Origin of the sequence: Nonomuraea sp. NPDC050540, assembly GCF_044457485.1 — a bacterium.
Taxonomy (GTDB): domain Bacteria; phylum Actinomycetota; class Actinomycetes; order Streptosporangiales; family Streptosporangiaceae; genus Nonomuraea.
Window position 1 is genome coordinate 1 of sequence record NZ_JBITHA010000013.1, and the last position, 20718, is coordinate 20718.

A 20718-nucleotide genomic window follows, 5' to 3' on the forward strand; every position below is an offset into this window, starting at 1 on the left:
CCCCGGATCATGGAAGCGACAGGGGCGGTCAGTCATGCCGGGCTGGGTGACCTGGCTCCCCGACTCTTATCGGGGACGATCAAAAAGGTAACGGGCCGGGCACGGACTGCACGGCTCGGCGGAGTCGCACAGGCCCGTCCGGCCGCGCCCATCCCGATCGGGTGCTGGCTCTTGGTCAAATGCCAGGGCTTCGGCCGAAGGTCTTTCGCTGAGCGTGCCCGGGCAACGGTCGGGGTCCGGGGGCGGGCCCCCGGCAGGGGGTCGTGGGGGGCTTGGCCCCCCACTGAGGGGAGCCCGAGCGTCTATGGCGCGCAGCGCCCCCTTGCGAGGACCGTGGGGGTCCGGGGGCGGGGTCGTGGGGGGCTTGGCCCCCCCCGCTAAGGGGAGCCCGAGAGCCCTGGCGCGTCGCGCCCTCTCGCGAGGACCGTCAGCGCGCAGCGCCCCGTCCGAGGACCGTGCTAGAAGAGGGTGGGGTTCTCGGGTTCGATGCCGCGCAGCGCGTCGTAGTCCAGGGTGACGCAGTTGATTCCGCGGTCCGTCGCCAGCACCCGGGCCTGGGGTTTGATCTCCTGGGCAGCGAACACCCCGCGCACCGGCGACAGCAGCGGGTCGCGGTTCAGGAGTTCGAGGTAGCGGGTCAGCTGCTCCACCCCGTCGATCTCGCCGCGCCGCTTGATCTCCACCGCGACGGTCGCGCCCGATGAGTCCCGGCACAGGATGTCCACCGGCCCGATCGCCGTCATGTACTCCCGGCGGATCAGCGAGTACCCGTCGCCCAGCGTCGTGATGTGCTCGGCCAGGAGTTCCTGCAGGTGCGCCTCCACCCCGTCCTTGATCAGGCCGGGGTCCACGCCCAGTTCGTGGGAGAAGTCGTGGAGGATCTCCTCCATCGTCAGGACCAGCTTCTCGCCCGTCTTGCCGTGGGTGACGGTCCAGGTGTCGCCGTCCTCCTTGAGCTTGCAGGGCGGGTTCATCCAGTTGAGCGGCTTGAAGGCGCGGTCGTCGGCGTGGATGCTCACGCTGTTGTCCGCCTTGATCATGATCAGCCTCGGCGCCATCGGCAGGTGTGCCGTGAGCCGTCCTATGTAATCCACGCTGCATCGCGCGATGACCAGCCGCATGACGGCCCACCCTACCGGCTCTGGAAAACTGGGGGGCATGGCGTTTGAAAAGGTGGGAGTGGTCGGTCTCGGCACGATGGGTGCGGGGATCGCCGAGGTGTTCGCGCGTGCGGGGATACGGGTGATCGGCGTCGAGGCCGATCCCGAGGCGCTCGCGCGGGGGCGCGGGCACCTGGAGAGGTCCACCGGCCGGGCGCTGGACAAGGGGCGGCTGAGCGCCGAGGAGCGTGCGGCGATCCTGGGGCGGATCACGCTCACCACCGCGCGCGAGGATCTCGCCGACGCGGACCTGGTGGTGGAGGCGATCCCCGAGATCCTCGAGTACAAGATCGCGTTGTTCGCCGACCTCGACCGGATCTGCAAGCCGGACACGGTGCTGGCCACCAACACCTCGTCGCTGTCGGTGACCGCCGTCGCCGCCGCGACGGGGCGGCCCGGCCGGGTGATCGGCATGCACTTCTTCAACCCGGCGCCGATCATGAAACTGGTCGAGGTGATCGGCACGGTCATGACGGACGACGGGCTGCCGGAGGCGATCGCGGACCTGTCCCGGGCTCTCGGCAAGACGCCGGTGGTGGTGGGCGACCGGGCCGGGTTCGTGGTCAACAGGCTGCTCCTGCCGTACCTCAACCAGGCCGCGGTGCTGCTGGAGCGCGGCGTCGCGGCGCGCGACGACATCGACACGGCGATGAGGAAGGGCGCCGGGCTGCCGATGGGCCCGTTCGCGCTGCTCGACCTCATCGGGCTCGACACCTCCTACGAGGTCATGGGGGTGCTCTTCGACGAGACGCGCTCGTCGCGCCACGCGCCCGCGCCCGTCCTGCGCGAACTGGTCACCGCCGGACTGCTCGGCCGCAAAAGTGGTCGCGGCTTCCACGGCGGGGAGCCCGTTCCCGGCGAGCCGGGCAAGGCGTCCGCGACACAGGTCCTGGTCCGCGGTGAGGGCGCGGAGGAGCTCGCCGCGCGGCTGGCCGCCGCGGGCTTCGGCGAGTCCGACACGCCCGACGTCGTGCTGCGGCTCGGTGAGCGTCCCGTGATCGAGCACGCCGCCCGGCATGCCGACCCGTCCCGCGTGGTGGGCATCCACCTCGTGGGCCAGAGCGTCGCCGAAGTCGTCTCGACCGTGCTCACCGCCCCGGCGGCGACCACGGCCGCCGTCGGCCTGATGACGGTGCTCGGCCTGGCCCCGGTGCCCTGCGGGGACCGGGCGGGGTTCGTGGTCGAGGCCCTGCTCTTTCCCTATCTCAACGACGCGGTCAGGATGCACGAGTCCGGTTACGCCTCGATCGCGGACATCGACAACGCCATGCGGCTGGGCTGCGGTTATCCGGCCGGGCCGTTCGAGATGATCGAGAGCATCGGCCCGCGGCAGGTGCGCGACGGCCTGCGCGCCCTCTACGCCGAGTACCGCGAGCCGTCCTACGCGCCCGCGCCCCTGCTCGACCAGTTGGTCACCGCGGGCCTGCAGACGTTCCCGCGCGCATGAGCCCCCGCCGCACCCGCCGCAAGGAGTCGACCCGCCCCAACGCCTTCCCCTCGACCACCGACCGGGTGGAGGAGTGGCCGGACGGGGAGTGGAAGGTACGCATGCTCAGCGGCGCCGGAGCCGCCAAGGACTACCGCTGTCCGGGCTGCGACCAGGAGATCAAGGCGGGCCAGCCGCATCTGGTGAGCTGGCCCAACTGGACCGGCGGCGACGAGGAGCGGCGGCACTGGCACACGGCCTGCTGGCGCAAGAGACTGGACCGCGGTCCCGGCCGTAGCCGTTACTGAAAGGAACGATGTGGAGATCCGCGCGGCGAGCGTGCTGCCCGCCCGGCGTGAGCCGATCGAGTTGCACACCGGTGACGGACTGACCCTGGTCGGCGAGCTGGCCCAGCCCGAGGGCCGCGACCCGGTCGCGACGCTCGTCACCTTGCACCCGCTGCCCACCCACGGCGGCTTCATGGACAGCCACGTCTACAAGAAGGCGGCCAACCGCCTGCCCGCGCTGGCCGATCTGGCGGTGCTGCGCTTCAACACCCGCGGCACCTCCTCCGAGCGCGGCACCTCCGAGGGCGCCTTCGACGGCGGCGAGGGCGAGCGCTACGACGTGGCGGCGGCGCTGGAGTACGCCGAGTACCACGATCTGCCGCGCGTGTGGGTGGTCGGCTGGTCCTTCGGCACCGAGCTGGCGCTGAAGTGGGCGCGCGACCCGCTGGTGGAGGGCGCGATCCTCATGTCGCCGCCGCTGCACAGGGCCGTGGACACCGACCTCGACGCGTGGGCGGAGTTCGGGCGGCCGATGACCGTGCTGGTGCCGGAGTTCGACGACTACCTGCGGCCGGAGGAGGCGCGCAGGCGCTTCGCCCGGGTGCCCCAGGCCGAGGTGGTGGCGGTCGAGGGGGCCAAGCATCTGTGGGTGGGCGAGCCTTACGTGCGCATCGCCCTGAACGAGATCGTCAAGCGGGTGAATCCGGAACGCCACCCGCTGCCCACCGAGGTGCCGGAAGGCTAAGCTCGCCCTGTAGAACGATGTTCTGTAGAGCGAGGAGGCGGGCGTGGACGCGTTCGATCTGACCGGCAAGAAGGCTCTGGTCACCGGAGCATCCCGGGGCATCGGCAGAGCCATCGCGCTCGCCTACGCGCGGGCGGGCGCGGACGTGGCGCTGGTCTCCCGTTCGGCCGAGTCGCTGGGCGAGGTGGCGAAGGAGATCTCCGAACTCGGCAGGAGCGCGTTCGCCGTTCCCGCGGACCTGACCGACAGGGAGGCCGCCGCCGCTGCCGTGCGCACCTCGATCGAGGCGCTCGGGCACGTCGACATCGTGGTCAACAACGCCGGAGGCTCCAACTTCCTGGTGGAGTTCAAGGATCTGCGCCTGTCCGGCTGGGACAAGCTGATGCGGCTCAACCTCGACTCGGCCGTGTCCGTGTGCCACGCCATCGCGCCGCACCTGCTGGAGCGAGGCTCCGGTTCGGTCATCAACGTCGGCTCCGCGGCCGCCAGGGGCGCGCCCTTCCTCGCGCCTTACGCCGCCGCCAAGGCCGGGCTGGTCGCCCTCACCAAGTCCCTGGCCATCGAATGGGCCCGCGCGGGCGTCCGGGTCAACGCGCTGTGCCCCGGCTGGACGGCCACCGACCTCAACCGCAACCTCTGGCAGGACGAGGCGGCGAGCCGTTCGACCATCGCCTCGGTTCCGATGGCCCGCTGGGGCACCGCCGAGGAGATGGCACACCCCGCCGTATTTCTGGCCAGTCCGGCCTCTGCCTATATGACAGGCCAAGTCCTGTTCATCGACGGCGGTCTGACGACAACCTGAACGAAGCGGACTACCGTGAGTCCGTGCAGCTCTACACGAGATCAGCCGGGAGCGGTGTCCCGGTCGTCCTGCTCCACGCCTTTCCCCTCTCCTCGGCGATGTGGCTGGCCCAACGCGAAGGGCTGGCCGCCTCGTGCAGGGTGATCACGCCAGATCTGCGGGGGTTCGGCGGATCGCGGCTCGGTGACGACGAGCCGTCGGTCGACGCCATGGCCGACGACGTCGCCGCGATGCTCGACGCGGAAGGCGTCGAACGCGCCGTCGTCGGCGGCCTGTCCATGGGCGGCTACGTCACCATGGCCTTCTGCCGGCGCCACCCCGACCGGCTGCTCGGCGTCATCCTGGCCGACACCAAGGCCTCGCCCGACCCCGAGCCGGCCCGCGACAACCGTGAGCGCATCGCCCTGCGGGTGCTCGACGAGGGCCCCGGCGTGCTGGTCGAGGAGGTGCTGCCCGCGCTCATCGGGCGGACCACGCGCGAGCGGCGGGCCATGGTGTTCGGGCGCGTACGCGGGCTGGTGCAGGCCGCGCCGCCCGCGGCGGTGGCCTGGGCGCAGCGGGCGATGGCCGCCAGGCCGGACTCCTTCGACACGCTGAGCGGGCTGAAGGTGCCGTTCCTGGCGATCGTGGGCGAGGAGGACGAGCTCGCGCCGGTGGCCGACGCGGAGGCGATGACGCGGGCCGTACCGGATGGGCGGTTGGAGATCATCAAGAAGGCCGGGCACCTGAGCGCGGTCGAGCAGCCCGAGGCGTTCAACGCCGCGGTGGCCGACTTCGTCAGTTCCGGGCCTGGTGGGGGAGGACGATCTCCCGGATGATCAGCGAGATGGCGGCGGCGACCGGGATGGCCAGCAGCGCGCCGACGATCCCGAGCAGCGCGCCGCCGAACAGCGCGGCGATCACCGTGACCGCGGGCGTCACGTCGACCGAGCGCTTCATGACGCGGGGGTAGATGAAGTAGTTCTCGACCTGCTGGTAGATCACGAAGAAGATGGCGCAGGCGATGCCGGCGGGGACCGAGCCCAGCAGGGCCACGCCGGTCACGAGCACCGCGCCGATCGTCGCGCCGACGAGGGGGATGAGGTCGGTGAGCGCGACGATGAGAGCGAGCGCCAGGGCGTACGGCACGTTCGCGATGGTCAGGAAGATCCAGCTCAGCACGCCCGCGATGACCGAGATGAGCACGTTGCCGGCGACGTAGCCGCCGATGCCGCTCAGGATCTCCTCGGTGATCGCTCCGGTACGTTCGCGCCGCGTGGCCGGCACGAGCGTGAGCAGGTAGACCTTGATCGTGTGCAGGGAGCCGAGGAAGTAGAGCATCAGCACCAGCAGCGTCACGGTGGTGAACAGGCCGTCCACCACCACGAGCCCCGCGCCCATGATGCCGCTGGCCAGCGTGGTCGCCATGGAGCCGGTGAAGAATGAGCGCAGCTGCGACAGGATCTGGTAATCCTGTTCCAGCGCGCGCAGCGTGGGGTTGTTGCCGAGCTCGGTGAAGTAGCCGGGCACCGCGCTGACGAAGTCGGCCAGCTGCTGGCTGACCGGCGGCACGATGGCCACGCCGAACAAGGCGAACGCCACGATGACGCCGGCGAAGACGATCCCGATCGCCGTCCGCCTGGACAGGCGGCGCCGCTGAAGGGCCTCGACGGCCGGGTTGAGTCCCACCGCCAGGAACATCGCGACCGTGATGAGGATGATGACGCTCAGCGAGCGCACGACCATCTGGCCGATCGCGATCGCGGTCAGCACGCCGAGCCCGCCGATCAGTCCGAACAGGAACGGCCCGCGGGCCAGCGGCTTGCCCGGCATGCCGTACTGGGGGTTCTCTTCGGCCGGAGTCTCGACCTCAGCTGACAATGGGGGCTCCTGGGACAAAAGGGGCGGAGGCAACAAAAAGAGAGCCTAGCGACCATGTGGTCGCCAGGCCCCTTTCAGCCGTCAGTCAAACCCCCCGAGGGCGGGCCTTACTCCTGCCACCACTCGCTGTCGTCGTCCGCCTTGGCCTCCGTCTTGGCGGGTGCGGCAGCGGCCGGCGCGGGCGCCGGCTTGTCGTTGGCGGACGCTGCGATCGCCGGCTTGGCCGGTGCCGCGGCCACCGCGGGCTCCGGCTCCATGCCGGGCAGCGCCGCGCCGCCGAGCAGCTGGCGCAGCTGGGCGAGGTGGCTGGTGATGCTGTCGCGCTGGCGCGTCAGCTCGTCGACCTGGCGCTGCATCGAGGAGCGGATGCGCTCGGCCTCCGACTTGGCCTCCGAGACGATCGTCTCGGCGCTGGACTTGCTGTCGGAGACGATCTGCTCGGAGCTCTTGCGGGCGTTGGCGACCAGCTGCTTGGCGTGGATGTCAGCCTCGCGGCGGGTCTGCTCGGCCTGCTGCGTCGCCTTGGTCGCGCGCGACTCCGCCGTGGCCGCGCGCTGCTCGGCCTCGGCGACCAGCTTCTGCGTGTTGGCCTGGGCGGTGGAGTGGCGCTCGGCCTCCTGGCGCTCGGCCTCCTCGCGGCGGGAGGCGAGCTGGATCTCGAACTCCGCCTCGTCCTGGGCCCGCTTGGCCTCGGACTCCTCCAGCACCCGCTGAGCCTGGGCGCGCATCTCGTCGGCCTGGCGCTTGGCCGTGGTCAGGACCTCGTCACGCTCGCGCTTGGTCGATGCGCGGAGCTGGGCCACCTCGCGCTCGGTGGTCGTGCGGAGCTTGGCGATCTCGCGCTCGGCGTCGGCGCGCTTCTCCGCCACCTCGTGGTCGGCGGTGGCGCGCAGCTTGGCGGCCTCACGCTCGGTCGTGGCGGTCAGTTCGTCGGACTCGCGGCGTGCGGTGCCGCGGATCTCCTCGGCGTCCCGCTCGGCGCTGGTGCGCATGTCGTCGGTCTCACGCGTGGCCTGGGCGCGCTTCTCGGCGGCTTCGGCCTCGGCGGCGGCGCGAACGTCCGCTGCCTCCACCTTGGCCGCGGCCTTGACCTCGTTGGCCTCGGAACGCGCGGCCTGCACGAGCTCGGTGGCCTGCTCCTCGGCCAGGCGCAGCAACTGCTCGATGCGGGCGCCGAGACCGGAATAGGTGGGGCGCTCCTGCTCCTGCAACTGGCGCTGGGAGTCGGAGAGGTCGCGCTGAATGTTGGCGAGCTGTTCGCGAGACTGACGCAACTCGCCGTCGAGTTGCTTCAGGTGGTCGTGGACCTGGTGGCGGTCATAGCCACGCAGCACCACGTCGAATTCGCGAGCTGGGGCGTCCTCGAAGAAATTGTTGAGCTGGGCGTCGATGTCGGACTGCATGGAGGCTCGATCCTGGGTTGTCGAGACGGCTACATCGGCCGGACGGGGGGTTCGGGGCATCCGAGCCAGGAGCCTGTGCCTCACGGCAGGCTCCATGTCCGGTGGAAAGCCAGCGTACTCCGCTGGTGCCGCCTTGGAGGCCCCGTCCAACTATCTGCGTGACTAGTTACATATGAACGTTTTTTGCATTTCCTAGGGCCTGGCCGCTTGGACAAGCTCCGTCAGCATTCCTCCCACGTCCTTGGGGTGCAGAAACGCGATCGAAGATCCCATCGAGCCGTGACGGGGGTGTTCGTCGAGCAGCCTGACGCCCTTGGCCCCGATCTGCTCCATCGCCCCGGCCACGTCGGGCACGCCGAAAGCGACGTGGTGGACGCCCTCGCCGCGCCTGGCCAGGAATTTGCCTACGGGGGAGTCCGCGTCGAGCGGTTCCAGGAGCTGGATGTAGGAGCCGCCGCCCTCGCCGTCCGCGATGTGCAGCATCGCCTCCTTGACGCCCTGCTCCTCGTTGACCTCCCTGGCGACGACGGTCAGCTCGAACAGGCCGGAGAAGAGCGCGATCTTCTCCTCCAGGTCGTTGCAGGCGATCCCGATGTGGTCGATACGCATGAACATGTGTGGCCTACCTCCATGGCGGTCATCCAGGTACCCGTGGGTATGGTGTCAAACGACCCCTCGTGTGCACAGGAGGCCCCTGACATGTCTGGTTCCGTCATCGTCGCCGGAGCGCGCACGCCGATCGGCAGGCTGCTCGGCTCGTTGTCCGGATTGTCCGCCGTTGAGCTTGGCGGCGTCGTTATCAAGGCTGCCCTGGAGCGTTCCGGGGTGAGCCCCGACCAGGTCCAGTATGTGATCATGGGCCAGGTGCTCCAAGCGGGCGCCGGCCAGATTCCGTCGCGCCAGGCGGCGGTCAAGGGGGGCATCTCCATGACCGTGCCCTCGCTGACCGTCAACAAGGTGTGCCTGTCCGGCCTGGACGCCATCGCGCTGGCCGACCAGCTCATCAGGGCCGGCGAGTTCGACGTCGTGGTGGCCGGCGGCATGGAGTCGATGTCCAACGCGCCGCACCTGCTGCCCGGCCTGCGCAAGGGCGTCAAGTACGGCCCCGCCGGCATCGTCGACTCGATGGCCCACGACGGCCTGTTCTGCGCCTTCGACCAGGTGGCCATGGGCGAGTCGACCGAGCGGTACAACGCCCGCCTCGGCATCGGCCGCGAGGAGCAGGACGCCTTCTCGGCCAGGTCCCACCAGCTCGCCGCGGCCGGCATCAAGAACGGCCTGTTCGACGACGAGATCGTCCCGGTGGAGATCCCCCAGCGGCGCGGCGAGCCGATCGTGGTCAAGGACGACGAGGGCGTACGCGGCGACACGACGCCGGAGGCGCTGGCGAAGCTGAGGCCCGCCTTCGCCGCCGACGGCACGATCACCGCGGGCTCGGCCTCGCAGATCTCCGACGGCGCCTGCGCGGTCGTGGTGATGTCGAAGGCCAAGGCCGAGGAGCTGGGCCTGCCCTGGCTGGCCGAGATCGGCAGGCACGGCAACGTGGCGGGCCCGGACGCCTCGCTGCAGTCGCAGCCGGCCAACGCCATCAAGCACGCGCTGTCGAAGCAGGGGCTGAGCGCCGACGACCTGGACCTGGTGGAGATCAACGAGGCGTTCGCCAGCGTGGTGCTGCAGTCGGTGAAGGAGCTCGGCATCCCGATGGACAAGGTGAACGTCAACGGCGGCGGCATCGCGGTCGGCCACCCGATCGGGGCCTCGGGCGCGCGCATCGTGCTGGCGCTGGCTCACGAGCTCAAGCGGCGTGGCGGCGGGCTGGGCGCGGCCGGGCTGTGCGGCGGCGGCGGCCAGGGCGACGCGCTGATCATCCGCGTCCCCTGACCGCGGGAAAGAAGCCCCTTGGGGGCAGAAAGCCGCACATCACCCTAGGCATGCAAAAGGCCGCGTGGCAGGAAATCTCGCCATGCGGCCGGGCCGGTGTGTGCGGCTAGGGAGGCAGTTTGGCCCGGCCGCGAGGGAGGTGGCGGCCGGGCCATCGTGCGGTGGTCATGAGGACAGGAACTTGGCGAACACCGAGCGACGCCCGGTCTTACGCGCCTCGCGGGCCCGCCGGTGCTCGGCGGCGGCCTTGCGAAGCTCCTCGGCGTGGTTCTTCATCACGGTGTACTCGAGTTCTGCGTTCATCGGAACCTCCTGGAGTCGTGAGGGGGAAGGTCTTAGTTGGAGAGGAACTTCGCGAAGACGGAGCGGCGGCTCTTGCGGCCCTTGCTCGCCTCCACGGCCCGGCGGTGCTCGGCGGCTACGCGGCGCAGCTCCTCGGCGTGGTTCTTCATGAGCGCGTACTCAAGCTCGGCGTTCATTTCGGGTGACTCCCGGTGTCTTGGTGCTGTTGTTTCCTTGCACTCTTAAGACTCCTCCTAAGGCCCACCCCGCCACATCGGGCGGATGCCTTATCTGTGTGCCTTAGGCGGGTCCGGGGGTACCTAGACGGGGTCCCAGGCCTCCCTAGGGCTCGTCCGAGAACTTGACGGTGACCTTGGAGAAGCCCAGTGACTTCAGCAGCCCCTGGAGCATGACCTTGGTGTTGGCGTCGGCGCGGGCGCGCAGGTCACTGGCGGTGGCCGCCTCGGCGATCTTCTTCTCGGCCAGGACGTACAGCTCGCGCTGGTCGGTGGGGCTGGCCGACAGGAAGTCCTCGACCCGGTCGAGCAGGCCGCGCTGCTGGGCGAAGACGTAGGAGCGGTTGTTGTCGATGTTGGGCTTCTCCAGCTGGGCCCGGGGCAGGCGCAGGGTGACCTGGGTGCGGTCCTCGGAGACGGTGACGGCGTCCTTGGCGAGGCCGGTGAAGTCGACGTAGGCGTCGACGCCGCCGGAGCCGACGAACAGGGTGCGGCTGCCCTTGATGGCGTCGGGCAGGAAGTTGGCGTCCTTCTCCAGGTCGACGACCACCTGGAAGGTGCCGGTGGCCGCCTCGAAGCGGCTCAGGTCGTGGATCGACTGCAGGAGCACCGGCTGGCTGCGGTCGATGGTCTGCTCGCCGAGGGGATTCCACCAGGCCCAGGCCAGGCGCCCGCCGACGATGAGCAGCGCGGCGAGCACGAGGAGCCCGGCGATATTTCGCCACCTGCGACGTCGCGTCAGGGGAGATGTCGTCATGCGGGCAGTACTACCCGCATGACGATCATCATTGCCAGCTCTGGGGTGACATTCCTGTCGGATACACCGGATAAATCGGCGTTGGCGAAGCCGGTACGGCACTGGCCATGGGCCCACCGCCGAAGTGGGTCCCCGACAGCCTGCACGACTGGAACTCGTTGTAGAACATGCGCAGCCACTCGCGGCGCTGCGGCTCGCTCAGCCCCGAGAACCACGCCGCGGCGTACTGGTGCTCGGGCAGCGGCCCGCCCGGCAGCGGCTCGCCGCGCAGCCACGCCATGACGATGTCGCGGTAGCCGTCGGAGGGGGAGTCGGTGCACTTGGCCGCCAGCGACTCGATGTAGGCGTAGGCGGCCTCGTCGGCGAACCCGGCCGACAGGTCGGGCACGTGGATGGCGGCCAGCCCCGAGGTGGACTTCAGCGACTCGCCGAGCGGGCGCTGCTCCACCCGGGTGAAGGCGGCCGGCGTGCCGGACAGCCGGGAGGCGATCTTGGTGAAGGTGGCGCCGAGCTCGGTCAGCCCGCCGCGCATGCCCGGGTGGACACAGACGGTGATCGGCCAGTCCTGGCAGCTGTAGGCGATCGCCTGCGCCGCGGCGGGCTTGGGGTCGGTCAGCAGCCGCGCGACCCCGGTCCCCGCGGCCATCACGGCCAGCAGCGCGCAGGCGAGCACGAGTGCCTGCCGCGTCACCACGGCCGCCCAGCCGAGCAGCAGCGCGGCGGTGATCCCGATCAGCCACAACGTCTGGTCGAGGAAGGCCGCCCCGCTGAGCCCCTGGAACAGGTCGTACGGCTCGCCCGTGCCGGGCGCCAGCCGATCGGCCCACGGACGCCCCTCGGCCAGCCAGGTGAACACCCCGTAGCAGGCGATCCCGGCCACCGGCGGCATGAAGGGGTAGGGCAGCAGCCACCCGGCGACCCACCCGACGACGGAGTAGAGCGCCAGCCCCGCCATGCCCATGCCGAGCCCGGACAGGCTCAGCCGCCCCGCCTGCTCGGTGAGCACCGTCTTGATCGCGAGCACGAGCACGGTGGCGGCGAACGAGCCCGTCACGACCACCAGGATGGCCAGCGGCGCCTTCAGCGCGCACCAGGTCGACAGAGAGCGCCCCCGCAGCGCGCGCCGCTTGCGCAGCGCCACCCACGCGGCGAAGGCCGCCGCCACCGGGCCGGTCAGCCGGAGCGATCCGATCACGGCGGCCACGATGTTCTCCCAGGCGTCGACGCCGGGGATGAGCACGCTCCACGCCGCCATCAGGCCCAGAGCGAGCAGGACCGCGACGGTGACCGCCGCGCTGTGCTTCAGCTCCTCGCGAGTGACACCCGCGTGCTCACGCACAGAAAACCCCGTTGACGTACATCAAAAGCACCCCCCGTGCCCTTGGCGCCGCGAAGCTGAGGTGTCCGGGCCGTCCCCACGGCTTCGTCCGAACTTTGCGCTCCACGTCACCTTCCGTGCGAGAACCATAACTGAGCGTGATGATTGAAGGCGGCGTTCTTGGTCAAGCTTGTGCGTCCGGCTGCGCTACGTAATCAGACGAACCAGCGCTAACGTAGCGCTGTGCCACAGCCGAAGCCGCTCAACCTGCCGTTCGATCCCATCGAACGCGCCGCCGAGACCTGGCGTGTTCACTTCGGGCCCTCTTCCGCCATGGCCGCCGTTACTTCGATCATGAGAGCGCATCAGATCCTGCTGTCGCAACTTGACTCGCTCCTTAAGCCTTACGACTTGACCTTCGCGAGGTACGAGGCATTGGTCTTGTTGACCTTCAGCAGAACCGGCGCGCTCCCGCTGTCGAAGATCGGCGAACGCCTCATGGTCCATCCCACGAGCGTCACCAACACGGTCGACAGGCTGGAGCGGTCGGGCCTGGTCACCCGCCTGCCCAACCCGCGCGACGGCCGCGGGGTGCTCGCCGAGATCACCGACGCGGGCCGCGAGGCCGTGCGCCGCGCGACCGCCGACCTCATGGGCGCGGAGTTCGGCATGGAGATGTACGGCGAGGCCGAGCTGAAGCAGATGTTCGACCAGCTGCGCACTCTCAGGGTGGCGGCTGGTGACTTCCGCACGTCCTCCATGCGGCAAGATGAGGAGCATGGCGGACTTCTCTAGGCCCGGGTCGCTCTACGGAGCGGTGGACTTGGGCGCGCGTAAGCAGGCACTGGAGGCGCAGGCCAGGCGGGAGGCCGCGGGTCCCCAGGCCGCGTCGGCGTCGGTGGCCGACGTCACCGAGGCGACGTTCACGAGCGAGGTCATCGACCGTTCGATGACGGTGCCGGTCATCCTCGACCTGTGGTCGCCCCGGGCGCCGGGCAGCGCCCAGCTCAGCCCCGCGCTGGAAAAGGTGGTCGCCGGGATGGGCGGCCGGGCCGTACTGGCGAAGGTGAACGTGGACGCCAGCCCGCAGATCGCGCAGGCGCTGCGCGTGCAGGCGGTGCCGACGGTGCTGGCGATCTTCCAGGGCCAGGCGGTGACCGGCTTCCAGCAGGTGCTGCCCGAGGCGGAGATCCAGCGCTGGCTGGATGAGCTGATGGGCGCGGTCGAGCAGTTCTACGAGGCCAACCCCGACGCCCGCCCGCAGCTTCAGGAGGACGAGGCGCAGGAGCCGCAGGCCCAGGCCGAGCCGCCCGCGGACCCCGACCTGCTGGCCGCCGAGCAGGCGATCGACAAGGGCGACCTCGACGAGGCCGAGGCGGCCTACCAGCGGCTGCTGGCCCGCGTGCCGGGTGACGAGGACGCCAGGATGGGCCTGGCCGGGGTGGGGCTGATCAAGCGCACGATGACGGCCGACCCCGACGAGGTGCGGCGCCGCGCCCAGGACCCTGCCGACGTCGACGCCCAGCTGCTCTCGGCCGACCTGGAGATGCTGGCCGGATCGGTGGACGAGGCGTTCGCGCGGCTGGTGGGCGTGGTCAAGCGCACCTCGGGCGACGAGCGGGAGAAGGCGCGCAGGCACCTGCTCGGCCTGTTCGACGCGCTGCCGGCCGAGGACCCGTCGCTCGCCAAGGCGCGCCGGGCCCTGGCGAATGCCCTCTTCTGACGTCTAACCTGGAGATATGCGGGTCGTCACGATTTCGGCGACGTACGGCACGGCCGGGCACCTGATCGGCCCGGCCGTGGCCGAACGGCTTGGTGTGCCCTTCGTCGACCGCGCGATCCCCAGCGCCGTGGCCCAGGAACTGGGCTGCTCGCTGGAGGAGGCGCTGGCTCACGACGACCGGGCGGAGCACGGCCTCGGCCGGCTGCTGTCCGGCGCGATGCGGCTGCCGACGGTCACGTTCGGCGGCGTGGACATGTACGTGCCCGGCGTCCTGCCCCTGGCTCCGGAGGAGTTCGTACGCAGGACCGAGCGCACGATGAAGGAGACGGCCCTGGAGACGGGCGGCGTCTTCCTAGGCCGGGCCGGAGCCGTGGTGCTCGCCGACCATCCCGGCGCCCTGCACGTACGGCTGGACGCCCCGCTGAAACGCCGGATCGCGCAGACGGCCACCCTCTCGGAGGTCTCCGAGAAGGAGGCGCGTCACACGATCGAGGACAACGACCGGGCCCGCACCGCGTACGTGCGGCACTTCTACCGGGTGGATCCGGCCGAGCCCTGCCAGTACCAGCTGGCCGTGGACAGCACGCTGATCCCGGTGCCGGTCTGCGTGGAAGTGATCGTCACCGCTGCCGAAGCCCTGGACTGACGTCCAGCCGGTGGTCGCGGCAGCCCCTCGGGGCGCTCACCGGGTTGCACCGGGCCGTGGCGCCGCCGGGCAGCTCACCCACGTACTCGGAGCCGTTGCGCGCCGACAGGCCGATGACGGGGAAGTCGGTGCTGACCATCTGGGCGCCGCTCTCCAGGGCCGACCGCAGCCGCGTGGTGTCGCCGGATCGGGCTTCGGTGAAGGGCACGTCCGAGCGGGTACGCACGTAGTAGCCCTTCTTCACGAACTCCTGGATCTGGGCGACGTTGGCGCCGAGCGGGTCGTTCCAGCCGATGAAGGCGGCGTCGGGGCGGCCGGGGCGGGAGTTGGTGAACAGCACCCTGCCCTCCAGGCTCGGCCGTCCTGACAGGTAGTGGGCCTGCAGGGTGGGGTCCTGGTTGTCCATGAAGAACATGACCTTGCCGCGGGAGCGGTCGAGGCGCGGCCAGCCGTACTTCAGGACGGACTCCTCGAGCGTGCGGCCGGCCCTGCGGACGCTGTCGGGCGTGATGAGCCGCTCGCCGGGGAAGACCGAGCGGATCTCCGCGTCCAGGGCGTCCAGCAGGGCCGTGTCCCACGGCGGGCTCTTGGCGCCGCCCATCGCCTCCTTGGCGGGGTCGGTGCGCTTGAGCTCGGCCAGGATGGTGATCGGCACGTGGCCGGGGTTGGCGTCGGACCACTGCTTGACCTGACGCAGGCACTTGACCAGCGACGAGCAGTTGGAGGCGTAGTCGTGGTCGCCCCAGTGCAGGACCTTGAAGCCGGGCTTGGCCAGGTCGGGGTCGGTCAGCGGGGGCAGTCCCGCGTCGCGGCGCACCAGCGGGCCGGCGTAGAGGCCGCCCTTGGGGTCGGGGAAGACGTCCAGCTCGATGCCGCGTACGTGCTGGGCGGCGAACTGGTTGGGGATGGCGGTGTGCGAGTACTGCAGATTCCACCAGTTGCGGTCGGTCCTGCGCTGGACGTCCTTCTCCTCGTCGGTCAGTTCCAGGTGGTAGCTGTTGTGCGTCGCCATGGTCTGGACGTGGTTGATGCGAAGTTCGTTCCCGGCCGCCGTCGCGGGCGCCGCTGTGGTCAGCAGGGCCAGCGCGGTGGCGGCCAGGAGGGCGGGGGTGCGCAATGGTGCTCCTCGTGCAGGGGTTACGGGACGACCCTTGGGGGACTGGATGAACATCCCGTAGCAACATTTCCTGATCTTTAGGGAAATATCCGGAAACAACAGCTGTGGGATCGTCCACTCGCGAGAAGTGGCACCATGGAAGGCACTCTTGGTCAGGCCCTGAAGGAGCGATGACGTGGCGACCGTTCCGAGTGTGTCTTACTCCATCACCGTGCGGCTGGAGGTGCCCGCCGGCGGCAAGGCCGTCAGCGCGCTCACCCACGCCGTGGAGACCGCCGGCGGCGTGGTCACCGCCCTCGACGTCAACACCGCGGGCCACGACAAGCTCCGCATCGACGTGACCTGCGCCGCGCGCGACACCGACCACGCGCAGGCCATCGTCGACCAGCTGGAAGCCATCGAGGACGTGGTCATCCACAAGGTCTCCGACCGGACCTTCCTCATGCACCTCGGCGGCAAGATCGAGATGAAGTCGAAGGTGCCGCTGCGCAACCGCGACGAGCTGTCGATGGCCTACACCCCCGGTGTGGCCCGCGTCTCGATGGCCATCGCGCGCAACAAGGAGGACGCGCGCCGCCTGACCATCAAGCGCAACACCGTCGCGGTGGTCACCGACGGCTCGGCCGTGCTCGGCCTGGGCAACATCGGCCCCGAGGCCGCGCTGCCGGTCATGGAGGGCAAGGCGGCGCTGTTCAAACGCTTCGCCGGCATCGACGCCTGGCCCATCTGCCTGGACACGCAGGACGTCGACGAGATCGTCCGCACCGTGCAGGTGATCGCCCCCGGCTTCGGCGGCATCAACCTGGAGGACATCTCAGCGCCCCGCTGCTTCGAGGTCGAACGCCGCCTGCGCGAACTGCTCGACATCCCCGTCTTCCACGACGACCAGCACGGCACCGCCATCTGCGTGCTCGCCGCGCTCACCAACGCCCTGCGCGTGGTCCGCAAGGAGATCGGCCAGGTCAGGATCACCATGGCGGGGGCCGGTGCGGCGGGCAACGCCGTACTGCGGCTGCTGCTGGCCGCGGGCGCCCGCAACGTCATCGTGTGCGACTACCTCGGCGCGGTCCACAAGGGCCGCGATGACCTCGACGAGTCGCTGCGCTGGATCGCCGAGCACACCAACGCCGAGGGCTACTCCGGCGACCTGCGCGGCGCGGTGAAGGGCGCGGACGTCTTCGTGGGCGTCTCGGCCCCCGGCATCCTCAACGGCGACGACATCGCCACCATGGCCGACGACGCGGTGGTCTTCGCGCTGGCCAACCCGGAGCCCGAGGTTCAGCCCGACGACGCCCGCGAGCACGCGGCGGTCGTGGCCACCGGCCGTTCCGACTACCCCAACCAGATCAACAACGTGCTCGCCTTCCCGGGCGTCTTCCGCGGCCTGCTCGACGCGCAGGCGGGCGGGGTGACGCAGGAGATGCTGCTGGCCGCCGCGGGCGCGCTGGCCGCCGTGGTGACGCCGGAGGAGCTGGGGCCCAACTACATCGTCCCGAGCGTGTTCCACCCTGACGTGGCCACCGCCGTCGCGGCGGCGGTCCGCGAGTCGGCCGGCGGCCGGGCCCGCGGCTTCACCGAGGCCTGATCCATCTGGTGGGCCCGCACGGGAGCTCTCCATCCCGCGCGGGCCCGGCTCTGGCCGGTTAGAAGACGCCCGTCACCGTGTTCGACCGGATCTTCTTCGTGACGCCCGTGGACCGGTCGAAGACCTGGGCGATGGCGAAGATCTCGTCCGGCTCCACCGGGTCCTCGTCGAGATCTGCGCAGGCCACCGTGAACACGGCGGAGTAGTCGCCGTTGAGCGCGGTGGAGAAGGGGCCCTCCCTGACCAGCTCGTCATCGCCGAACAGGTCCTCGCCGAACAGGCGGATGGCCAGGTTGTCCCGCTCCGTCGCGCCCACGTGGGCGTGGCCCTTGACGGTGACCAGGCACTTGACATTGGTGACCTTACTGATGACCAGCAGCGCGCTGTCGGGCGCGGCGTTGGCCGCCCCCGAGAGGGCTGCCAGGGAAAGGGCGCCGGCCGCGAAGAAGGCGGCCAGTCGGCGTCCAGTGCGCATGTTGTGCTCCATAGGCCGGGCGGGCTCCGCTGCCCGCCGTCGCTCCTAGGGCGTTCCGGTACGTGCCACGGCGTTCCGCCGCGTTCCGTCAGACTCTGCGGATGAGGGTGGCTGCCAGGGCCAGGGCGGCGTTGACCAGGACGGCGACTGTCACGCCCTGCAGGACCGTGCCCATCGCGGCGGTGGCGACGGCGCTCATCACCGGGATGCCCATCGTGATGCCGACCTGCTGGGTCATCGTGGCCAGGCCGGTGGCCAGGCCCTGCTCCGAGTCGGGCAGGCCGGAGGTGGCGGTCACCATGAACCCGACGATGGCCACCATGTTGCCGATGCCGCCGATGAAGGTGGCCACGAGCAGCAGCCAGATCCAGCCCTGCGAGGCGCCGAGCAGCCCGAGCGAGGCGGTGGCCACGCCCTGCACCGCGAACCCGGCCAGCAGCGCGCCCCGGTTGCCGACCCTGGACAGCACCCTGGGCGCGACCACACCGCCGATGACGGTGCCGACGCCGAGCACCCCGAACGCCAGCCCGGTCGCCAGCGCCGAGTAGCCGAGCACCTTCTGCAGGTAGAGCGTGAGCAGGAACACCAGCGAGGTCTCGGTGGCGAAGGCGAGCAGCCCGGCCAGGTTGCCCCACGTGACGGTGGGACGGGCGAGGATCGACACCGGCACCAGCGGGTACGCCGCGCGCCGCTCGACGAACCAGAACACCACCAGCAGCACCAGCCCGGCGGCCAGCGCGCCCAGCCCGAGCGGGTCGGCGAAGCCGTGCTCGCCGGCCCTGGTCAGCCCGTACACCAGGGCCAGGAGGCCGCCGGTCACGGTGATCGCGCCGGGCAGGTCCATCTTGGGCCGCTCCTCCTGGCGGCTCTCGGCCAGGACGGCGGGGGCGGCCAGGAGTACGGCCAGCGCCACGGGCACGTTGATGAAGAACGCCCACCGCCAGCTGAGCAGGTCGGTCAGCAGCCCGCCGAGGATGGCGCCCGAGGTGAACCCGGCCGACATCAGCGCGCCGTTCAGCCCGAGCGCCCGCTCGCGCAGCGGTCCCTCGCGGAAGGAGGTGGTCAGCAGCGAGAGCCCGGCGGGCGTGACGATCGCGGTGGCCAGTCCCTGCGCCACGCGTGCCGCCAGCAACATGCCCGGTGAGGTGGCCAGCCCGCCGGCCAGCGAGGACAACCCGAGCAGCGCCATCCCGGCCAGGAAGAGCCGCCGCCGTCCGAACAGGTCGGCGATGCGCCCGAACAACAAGGTGAATCCGGCCGCCGCCAGCGCGAAGGTGGTCGCCACCCACTGCAGATCCGCCAGCGCGAACCCTAGTCCCGAGCCGATCACGGGCAGCGCGACGTTCAGGATGGAGAAGTCGACGGCCAGCATGAACTGGGAGCCGAGCAGCAGCACGAGGATCAGCTTCTGCCGGGCGGTCATCCGGGCGGACGTGTGTGTCCGCTCCGCGAGTACGGTCATCTCAACCCCTTAATGGGTCATTCGTTCCGTTAAGATGGACACGAAGGTAACACACAAAGGAGCCTTAATGGAACAGCAGTCCCGTTTGGCTGGAACGGTACGCCCCGGCGGGCGCACGGCGCGTACCCGCGCAGCCGTTCTGGAGGCGACGCAGGACGAGCTGGTGGAGTGCGGTTTCCACGGCCTGAACATGGACCGTGTCGCGGCCAAGGCGGGCGTGGGCAAGACCACGGTCTACCGCCGCTGGGGCGATCCCGCCGGCCTCGTCACCGACCTGATGGCAGAACTCGCCGAGTCCTCGGCCCCGCACGCCGACACCGGCGGGATCGAGGGCGACCTGCGGGCCAACGCGCTGAACGTCCTGGGCGCGATCACCGACCCCCGCCTGGGCGCGACCTTCCAGGCCGTCATCGCCGCCGCGACCGGCAACGAGGCGGCGGCCGCGGCGCTGAGTGACTTCTACCTGCGCCGCATCCGCGCGTGGGCCCCCGTGGTGGACCGGGCCGTGGCCCGCGGCGAACTGCCCGAGGGCACCGACGGGACGGAGGTGATCAGGGCGGTCTCAGCGCCGCTGTACTACCGCCTGCTGGTCACCAGGGAGCCGGTCGACGAGCAGGTCGCCGAGCGCGCCGCCGCCCGCGCGCTGGCGGGCGCGCGGGCGGGTGCGTTCACGTGAGGGTGCGCGTACGGCTCAGCCAGAGGGTTGCCCCCGGGCCAAGGGGTTGGCCTCGGGCTAGAGAGGCGAGCCTGGGCGCCGGTAGTTCTGCCGGGGCCAGAGCGAGCCGTACCACCAGACGATGCCGCCGGTCAGGACGAGCCCGCCGGCGGTGGCCAGCTTGCCCATCAGGTCGGCGGGCGGCCCGGTGAAGGGGAGCTCGTCGTCGTCGCAGTCGCCCCGGCGGCAGTCGTCCTCGTCGTCGTCCCAGCAGGGCTCACCGCGATCGCAGTCCTCATCGTCCCAGCAGTCCTCGCCCCGATCGCAGTCCTCGTCGTCCCAGCAGTCCTCGCCGCGGTCGCAGTCGTCCCACTCGCGGCCGCGGTCCCAGGCGCGGCGGTGGTTGCCGCCGCACTCGTTGCTCACCTGGTCGCGGGAGACGAGCTTGTCGCGCGAGTCCTGGGTGGTGTAGAAGGTCTCGATCTCGACGCGGCGCTGGTGGCCGAGCTTGATGCGCTTGGTGTAGTTGCGGCGGGCTTCGAGCGTGCCGGTGTCGACGGTCTCGTCGTCGCGGGTGATCTGGAAGTCGGCCTGGTAGTCGCTGGTGCTGCGGAGCCGGACCTCCACGGTCCTGTTGCCGCAGTCCGGCCTGCCGACGTGAACGGTGAACGGCGAGTCGGGCGACGGCCGTTCGGGCGCGGAGGCCGCGAAGGCCGCCGAGGTGAGGAGCAATGCGCCCAGAGGGGCCGCCAGTGCTGCCAGAGTGAGGCGGGTGCCAATGGTCATAGCTTCCCCCAGCATGGTGATCTTTGCTACCTACAGTGCCCGTTTGATAGCACTGCGTAACATCAGTAACCCGGGGCAGCGGGATGGCCTACTCCTCCCTCATGATGGAGGT

The 20718-nt window shown here is 70.4% G+C and carries 23 protein-coding genes; 11 read left to right on the forward strand and 12 right to left on the reverse strand.

What is annotated here, in order from left to right; translation table 11 throughout:
* Positions 1-458: 458 nt before the first annotated feature.
* On the reverse strand, positions 459-1121 hold the full coding sequence (gene nucS / locus ACIBI5_RS35680) for an endonuclease NucS (protein WP_184965905.1): 663 nt from the start codon (positions 1119-1121) through the stop codon (positions 459-461).
* 37 nt (positions 1122-1158) lie between these two features.
* Here nucS and ACIBI5_RS35685 point away from each other — a divergent pair, with 37 nt between their 5' ends.
* Genes ACIBI5_RS35685 through ACIBI5_RS35705 form a run of 5 tightly spaced genes read left to right on the forward strand, consistent with a single transcriptional unit; the run spans position 1159 to position 5238 of the window.
* Positions 1159-2607, forward strand: coding sequence for a 3-hydroxyacyl-CoA dehydrogenase (locus ACIBI5_RS35685; RefSeq protein ID WP_397253271.1), 1449 nt, complete (start codon positions 1159-1161; stop codon positions 2605-2607).
* Positions 2604-2894, forward strand: a complete 291-nt coding sequence (locus ACIBI5_RS35690) for an ATP/GTP-binding protein (RefSeq protein WP_397253273.1) — start codon at positions 2604-2606, stop codon at positions 2892-2894. The genes ACIBI5_RS35685 and ACIBI5_RS35690 overlap by 4 nt, the downstream gene beginning before the upstream one ends.
* A 10-nt stretch (positions 2895-2904) precedes the next feature.
* On the forward strand, positions 2905-3618 hold the full coding sequence (locus ACIBI5_RS35695) for an alpha/beta hydrolase (protein WP_379609129.1): 714 nt from the start codon (positions 2905-2907) through the stop codon (positions 3616-3618).
* A 43-nt stretch (positions 3619-3661) separates the two neighbouring features.
* Positions 3662-4420: an SDR family NAD(P)-dependent oxidoreductase gene (locus ACIBI5_RS35700; RefSeq protein ID WP_397253275.1), complete on the forward strand. Its 759-nt coding sequence runs from the start codon at positions 3662-3664 to the stop codon at positions 4418-4420.
* Between the two features lie 23 nt (positions 4421-4443).
* Positions 4444-5238, forward strand: coding sequence for an alpha/beta fold hydrolase (locus ACIBI5_RS35705; protein WP_397253277.1), 795 nt, complete (start codon positions 4444-4446; stop codon positions 5236-5238).
* Here the strand turns inward: ACIBI5_RS35705 and ACIBI5_RS35710 are convergent.
* The 3 genes from ACIBI5_RS35710 to mce form a co-directional block, all read right to left on the reverse strand.
* Positions 5198-6280 carry an AI-2E family transporter gene (locus ACIBI5_RS35710; RefSeq protein ID WP_397253279.1) on the reverse strand — a complete coding sequence of 361 codons (1083 nt, stop codon included), beginning with the start codon at positions 6278-6280 and terminating at the stop codon, positions 5198-5200. The genes ACIBI5_RS35705 and ACIBI5_RS35710 overlap by 41 nt on opposite strands.
* A 107-nt stretch (positions 6281-6387) precedes the next feature.
* Entirely contained in the window at positions 6388-7683 is a 1296-nt protein-coding gene (locus ACIBI5_RS35715; protein WP_397094994.1) for a DivIVA domain-containing protein, read from the reverse strand.
* Positions 7684-7875: 192 nt separating this feature from the next.
* The gene (gene mce / locus ACIBI5_RS35720) at positions 7876-8298 is read right to left on the reverse strand and encodes a methylmalonyl-CoA epimerase (protein ID WP_397253281.1); all 423 of its coding nucleotides are present in this window, start codon (positions 8296-8298) and stop codon (positions 7876-7878) included.
* Positions 8299-8382: 84 nt separating this feature from the next.
* Between mce and ACIBI5_RS35725 the strand changes: the two genes are divergently transcribed.
* Positions 8383-9564, forward strand: a complete 1182-nt coding sequence (locus ACIBI5_RS35725; protein WP_397253283.1) for an acetyl-CoA C-acetyltransferase — start codon at positions 8383-8385, stop codon at positions 9562-9564.
* 165 nt (positions 9565-9729) lie between these two features.
* Here ACIBI5_RS35725 and ACIBI5_RS35730 read toward each other — a convergent pair whose 3' ends face one another.
* The 4 genes from ACIBI5_RS35730 to ACIBI5_RS35745 all read right to left on the reverse strand — a co-directional run bounded on the left by ACIBI5_RS35730 (position 9730) and on the right by ACIBI5_RS35745 (position 12178).
* Positions 9730-9867, reverse strand: coding sequence for a hypothetical protein (locus ACIBI5_RS35730; protein ID WP_184965887.1), 138 nt, complete (start codon positions 9865-9867; stop codon positions 9730-9732).
* Between the two features lie 32 nt (positions 9868-9899).
* Positions 9900-10043 (reverse strand): hypothetical protein, encoded by a 144-nt coding sequence (locus ACIBI5_RS35735; RefSeq protein ID WP_397253285.1) that lies wholly within the window; start codon positions 10041-10043, stop codon positions 9900-9902.
* Positions 10044-10188: 145 nt separating this feature from the next.
* Positions 10189-10839, reverse strand: coding sequence for a DUF4230 domain-containing protein (locus ACIBI5_RS35740; protein ID WP_397253286.1), 651 nt, complete (start codon positions 10837-10839; stop codon positions 10189-10191).
* 28 nt (positions 10840-10867) lie between these two features.
* The gene (locus tag ACIBI5_RS35745) at positions 10868-12178 is read right to left on the reverse strand and encodes a hypothetical protein (RefSeq protein WP_397253288.1); all 1311 of its coding nucleotides are present in this window, start codon (positions 12176-12178) and stop codon (positions 10868-10870) included.
* 222 nt (positions 12179-12400) lie between these two features.
* Between ACIBI5_RS35745 and ACIBI5_RS35750 the strand changes: the two genes are divergently transcribed.
* The 3 genes from ACIBI5_RS35750 to ACIBI5_RS35760 are packed head-to-tail and all read left to right on the forward strand — an operon-like array spanning position 12401 to position 14526.
* A complete protein-coding gene (locus ACIBI5_RS35750; RefSeq protein WP_397253289.1) occupies positions 12401-12952 on the forward strand; it encodes a MarR family winged helix-turn-helix transcriptional regulator in 552 nt (183 codons plus the stop codon).
* On the forward strand, positions 12936-13880 hold the full coding sequence (locus ACIBI5_RS35755) for a tetratricopeptide repeat protein (RefSeq protein WP_397253291.1): 945 nt from the start codon (positions 12936-12938) through the stop codon (positions 13878-13880). The genes ACIBI5_RS35750 and ACIBI5_RS35755 overlap by 17 nt, the downstream gene beginning before the upstream one ends.
* A gap of 16 nt (positions 13881-13896) precedes the next feature.
* A complete protein-coding gene (locus ACIBI5_RS35760; protein ID WP_397253293.1) occupies positions 13897-14526 on the forward strand; it encodes an AAA family ATPase in 630 nt (209 codons plus the stop codon).
* On the opposite strand, the gene ACIBI5_RS35765 is transcribed toward ACIBI5_RS35760, so the two are convergent.
* Positions 14501-15643 carry a phosphatidylinositol-specific phospholipase C1-like protein gene (locus ACIBI5_RS35765; protein WP_397253294.1) on the reverse strand — a complete coding sequence of 381 codons (1143 nt, stop codon included), beginning with the start codon at positions 15641-15643 and terminating at the stop codon, positions 14501-14503. The genes ACIBI5_RS35760 and ACIBI5_RS35765 overlap by 26 nt on opposite strands.
* 175 nt (positions 15644-15818) lie before the next feature.
* Here ACIBI5_RS35765 and ACIBI5_RS35770 point away from each other — a divergent pair, with 175 nt between their 5' ends.
* The gene (locus ACIBI5_RS35770) at positions 15819-17228 is read left to right on the forward strand and encodes an NAD-dependent malic enzyme (protein ID WP_397189053.1); all 1410 of its coding nucleotides are present in this window, start codon (positions 15819-15821) and stop codon (positions 17226-17228) included.
* A 58-nt stretch (positions 17229-17286) separates the two neighbouring features.
* On the opposite strand, the gene ACIBI5_RS35775 is transcribed toward ACIBI5_RS35770, so the two are convergent.
* Positions 17287-17703, reverse strand: a complete 417-nt coding sequence (locus ACIBI5_RS35775) for a hypothetical protein (RefSeq protein ID WP_397253296.1) — start codon at positions 17701-17703, stop codon at positions 17287-17289.
* 88 nt (positions 17704-17791) lie between these two features.
* On the reverse strand, positions 17792-19165 hold the full coding sequence (locus ACIBI5_RS35780) for an MFS transporter (RefSeq protein WP_397253298.1): 1374 nt from the start codon (positions 19163-19165) through the stop codon (positions 17792-17794).
* A gap of 67 nt (positions 19166-19232) precedes the next feature.
* Here ACIBI5_RS35780 and ACIBI5_RS35785 point away from each other — a divergent pair, with 67 nt between their 5' ends.
* Positions 19233-19841, forward strand: a complete 609-nt coding sequence (locus ACIBI5_RS35785) for a TetR/AcrR family transcriptional regulator (RefSeq protein ID WP_397253300.1) — start codon at positions 19233-19235, stop codon at positions 19839-19841.
* A 57-nt stretch (positions 19842-19898) separates the two neighbouring features.
* Here ACIBI5_RS35785 and ACIBI5_RS35790 read toward each other — a convergent pair whose 3' ends face one another.
* The gene (locus ACIBI5_RS35790; protein WP_397253302.1) at positions 19899-20606 is read right to left on the reverse strand and encodes a hypothetical protein; all 708 of its coding nucleotides are present in this window, start codon (positions 20604-20606) and stop codon (positions 19899-19901) included.
* Positions 20607-20718: the final 112 nt, after the last annotated feature.

What these genes read in the sequence shown, in the direction of transcription:
- nucS (WP_184965905.1), bottom strand. Translation starts at nt 1,121, where the DNA reads ATGCGGCTGGTCATCGCGCGATGCAGCGTGGATTACATAGGACGGCTC.
- ACIBI5_RS35685 (WP_397253271.1), top strand. Translation starts at nt 1,159, where the DNA reads ATGGCGTTTGAAAAGGTGGGAGTGGTCGGTCTCGGCACGATGGGTGCG.
- ACIBI5_RS35690 (WP_397253273.1), top strand. Translation starts at nt 2,604, where the DNA reads ATGAGCCCCCGCCGCACCCGCCGCAAGGAGTCGACCCGCCCCAACGCC.
- ACIBI5_RS35715 (WP_397094994.1), bottom strand. Translation starts at nt 7,683, where the DNA reads ATGCAGTCCGACATCGACGCCCAGCTCAACAATTTCTTCGAGGACGCC.
- mce (WP_397253281.1), bottom strand. Translation starts at nt 8,298, where the DNA reads ATGTTCATGCGTATCGACCACATCGGGATCGCCTGCAACGACCTGGAG.
- ACIBI5_RS35725 (WP_397253283.1), top strand. Translation starts at nt 8,383, where the DNA reads ATGTCTGGTTCCGTCATCGTCGCCGGAGCGCGCACGCCGATCGGCAGG.
- ACIBI5_RS35730 (WP_184965887.1), bottom strand. Translation starts at nt 9,867, where the DNA reads ATGAACGCAGAACTCGAGTACACCGTGATGAAGAACCACGCCGAGGAG.
- ACIBI5_RS35735 (WP_397253285.1), bottom strand. Translation starts at nt 10,043, where the DNA reads ATGAACGCCGAGCTTGAGTACGCGCTCATGAAGAACCACGCCGAGGAG.
- ACIBI5_RS35740 (WP_397253286.1), bottom strand. Translation starts at nt 10,839, where the DNA reads ATGACGACATCTCCCCTGACGCGACGTCGCAGGTGGCGAAATATCGCC.
- ACIBI5_RS35755 (WP_397253291.1), top strand. Translation starts at nt 12,936, where the DNA reads ATGGCGGACTTCTCTAGGCCCGGGTCGCTCTACGGAGCGGTGGACTTG.
- ACIBI5_RS35760 (WP_397253293.1), top strand. Translation starts at nt 13,897, where the DNA reads ATGCGGGTCGTCACGATTTCGGCGACGTACGGCACGGCCGGGCACCTG.
- ACIBI5_RS35775 (WP_397253296.1), bottom strand. Translation starts at nt 17,703, where the DNA reads ATGCGCACTGGACGCCGACTGGCCGCCTTCTTCGCGGCCGGCGCCCTT.
- ACIBI5_RS35780 (WP_397253298.1), bottom strand. Translation starts at nt 19,165, where the DNA reads ATGACCGTACTCGCGGAGCGGACACACACGTCCGCCCGGATGACCGCC.
- ACIBI5_RS35785 (WP_397253300.1), top strand. Translation starts at nt 19,233, where the DNA reads ATGGAACAGCAGTCCCGTTTGGCTGGAACGGTACGCCCCGGCGGGCGC.
- ACIBI5_RS35790 (WP_397253302.1), bottom strand. Translation starts at nt 20,606, where the DNA reads ATGACCATTGGCACCCGCCTCACTCTGGCAGCACTGGCGGCCCCTCTG.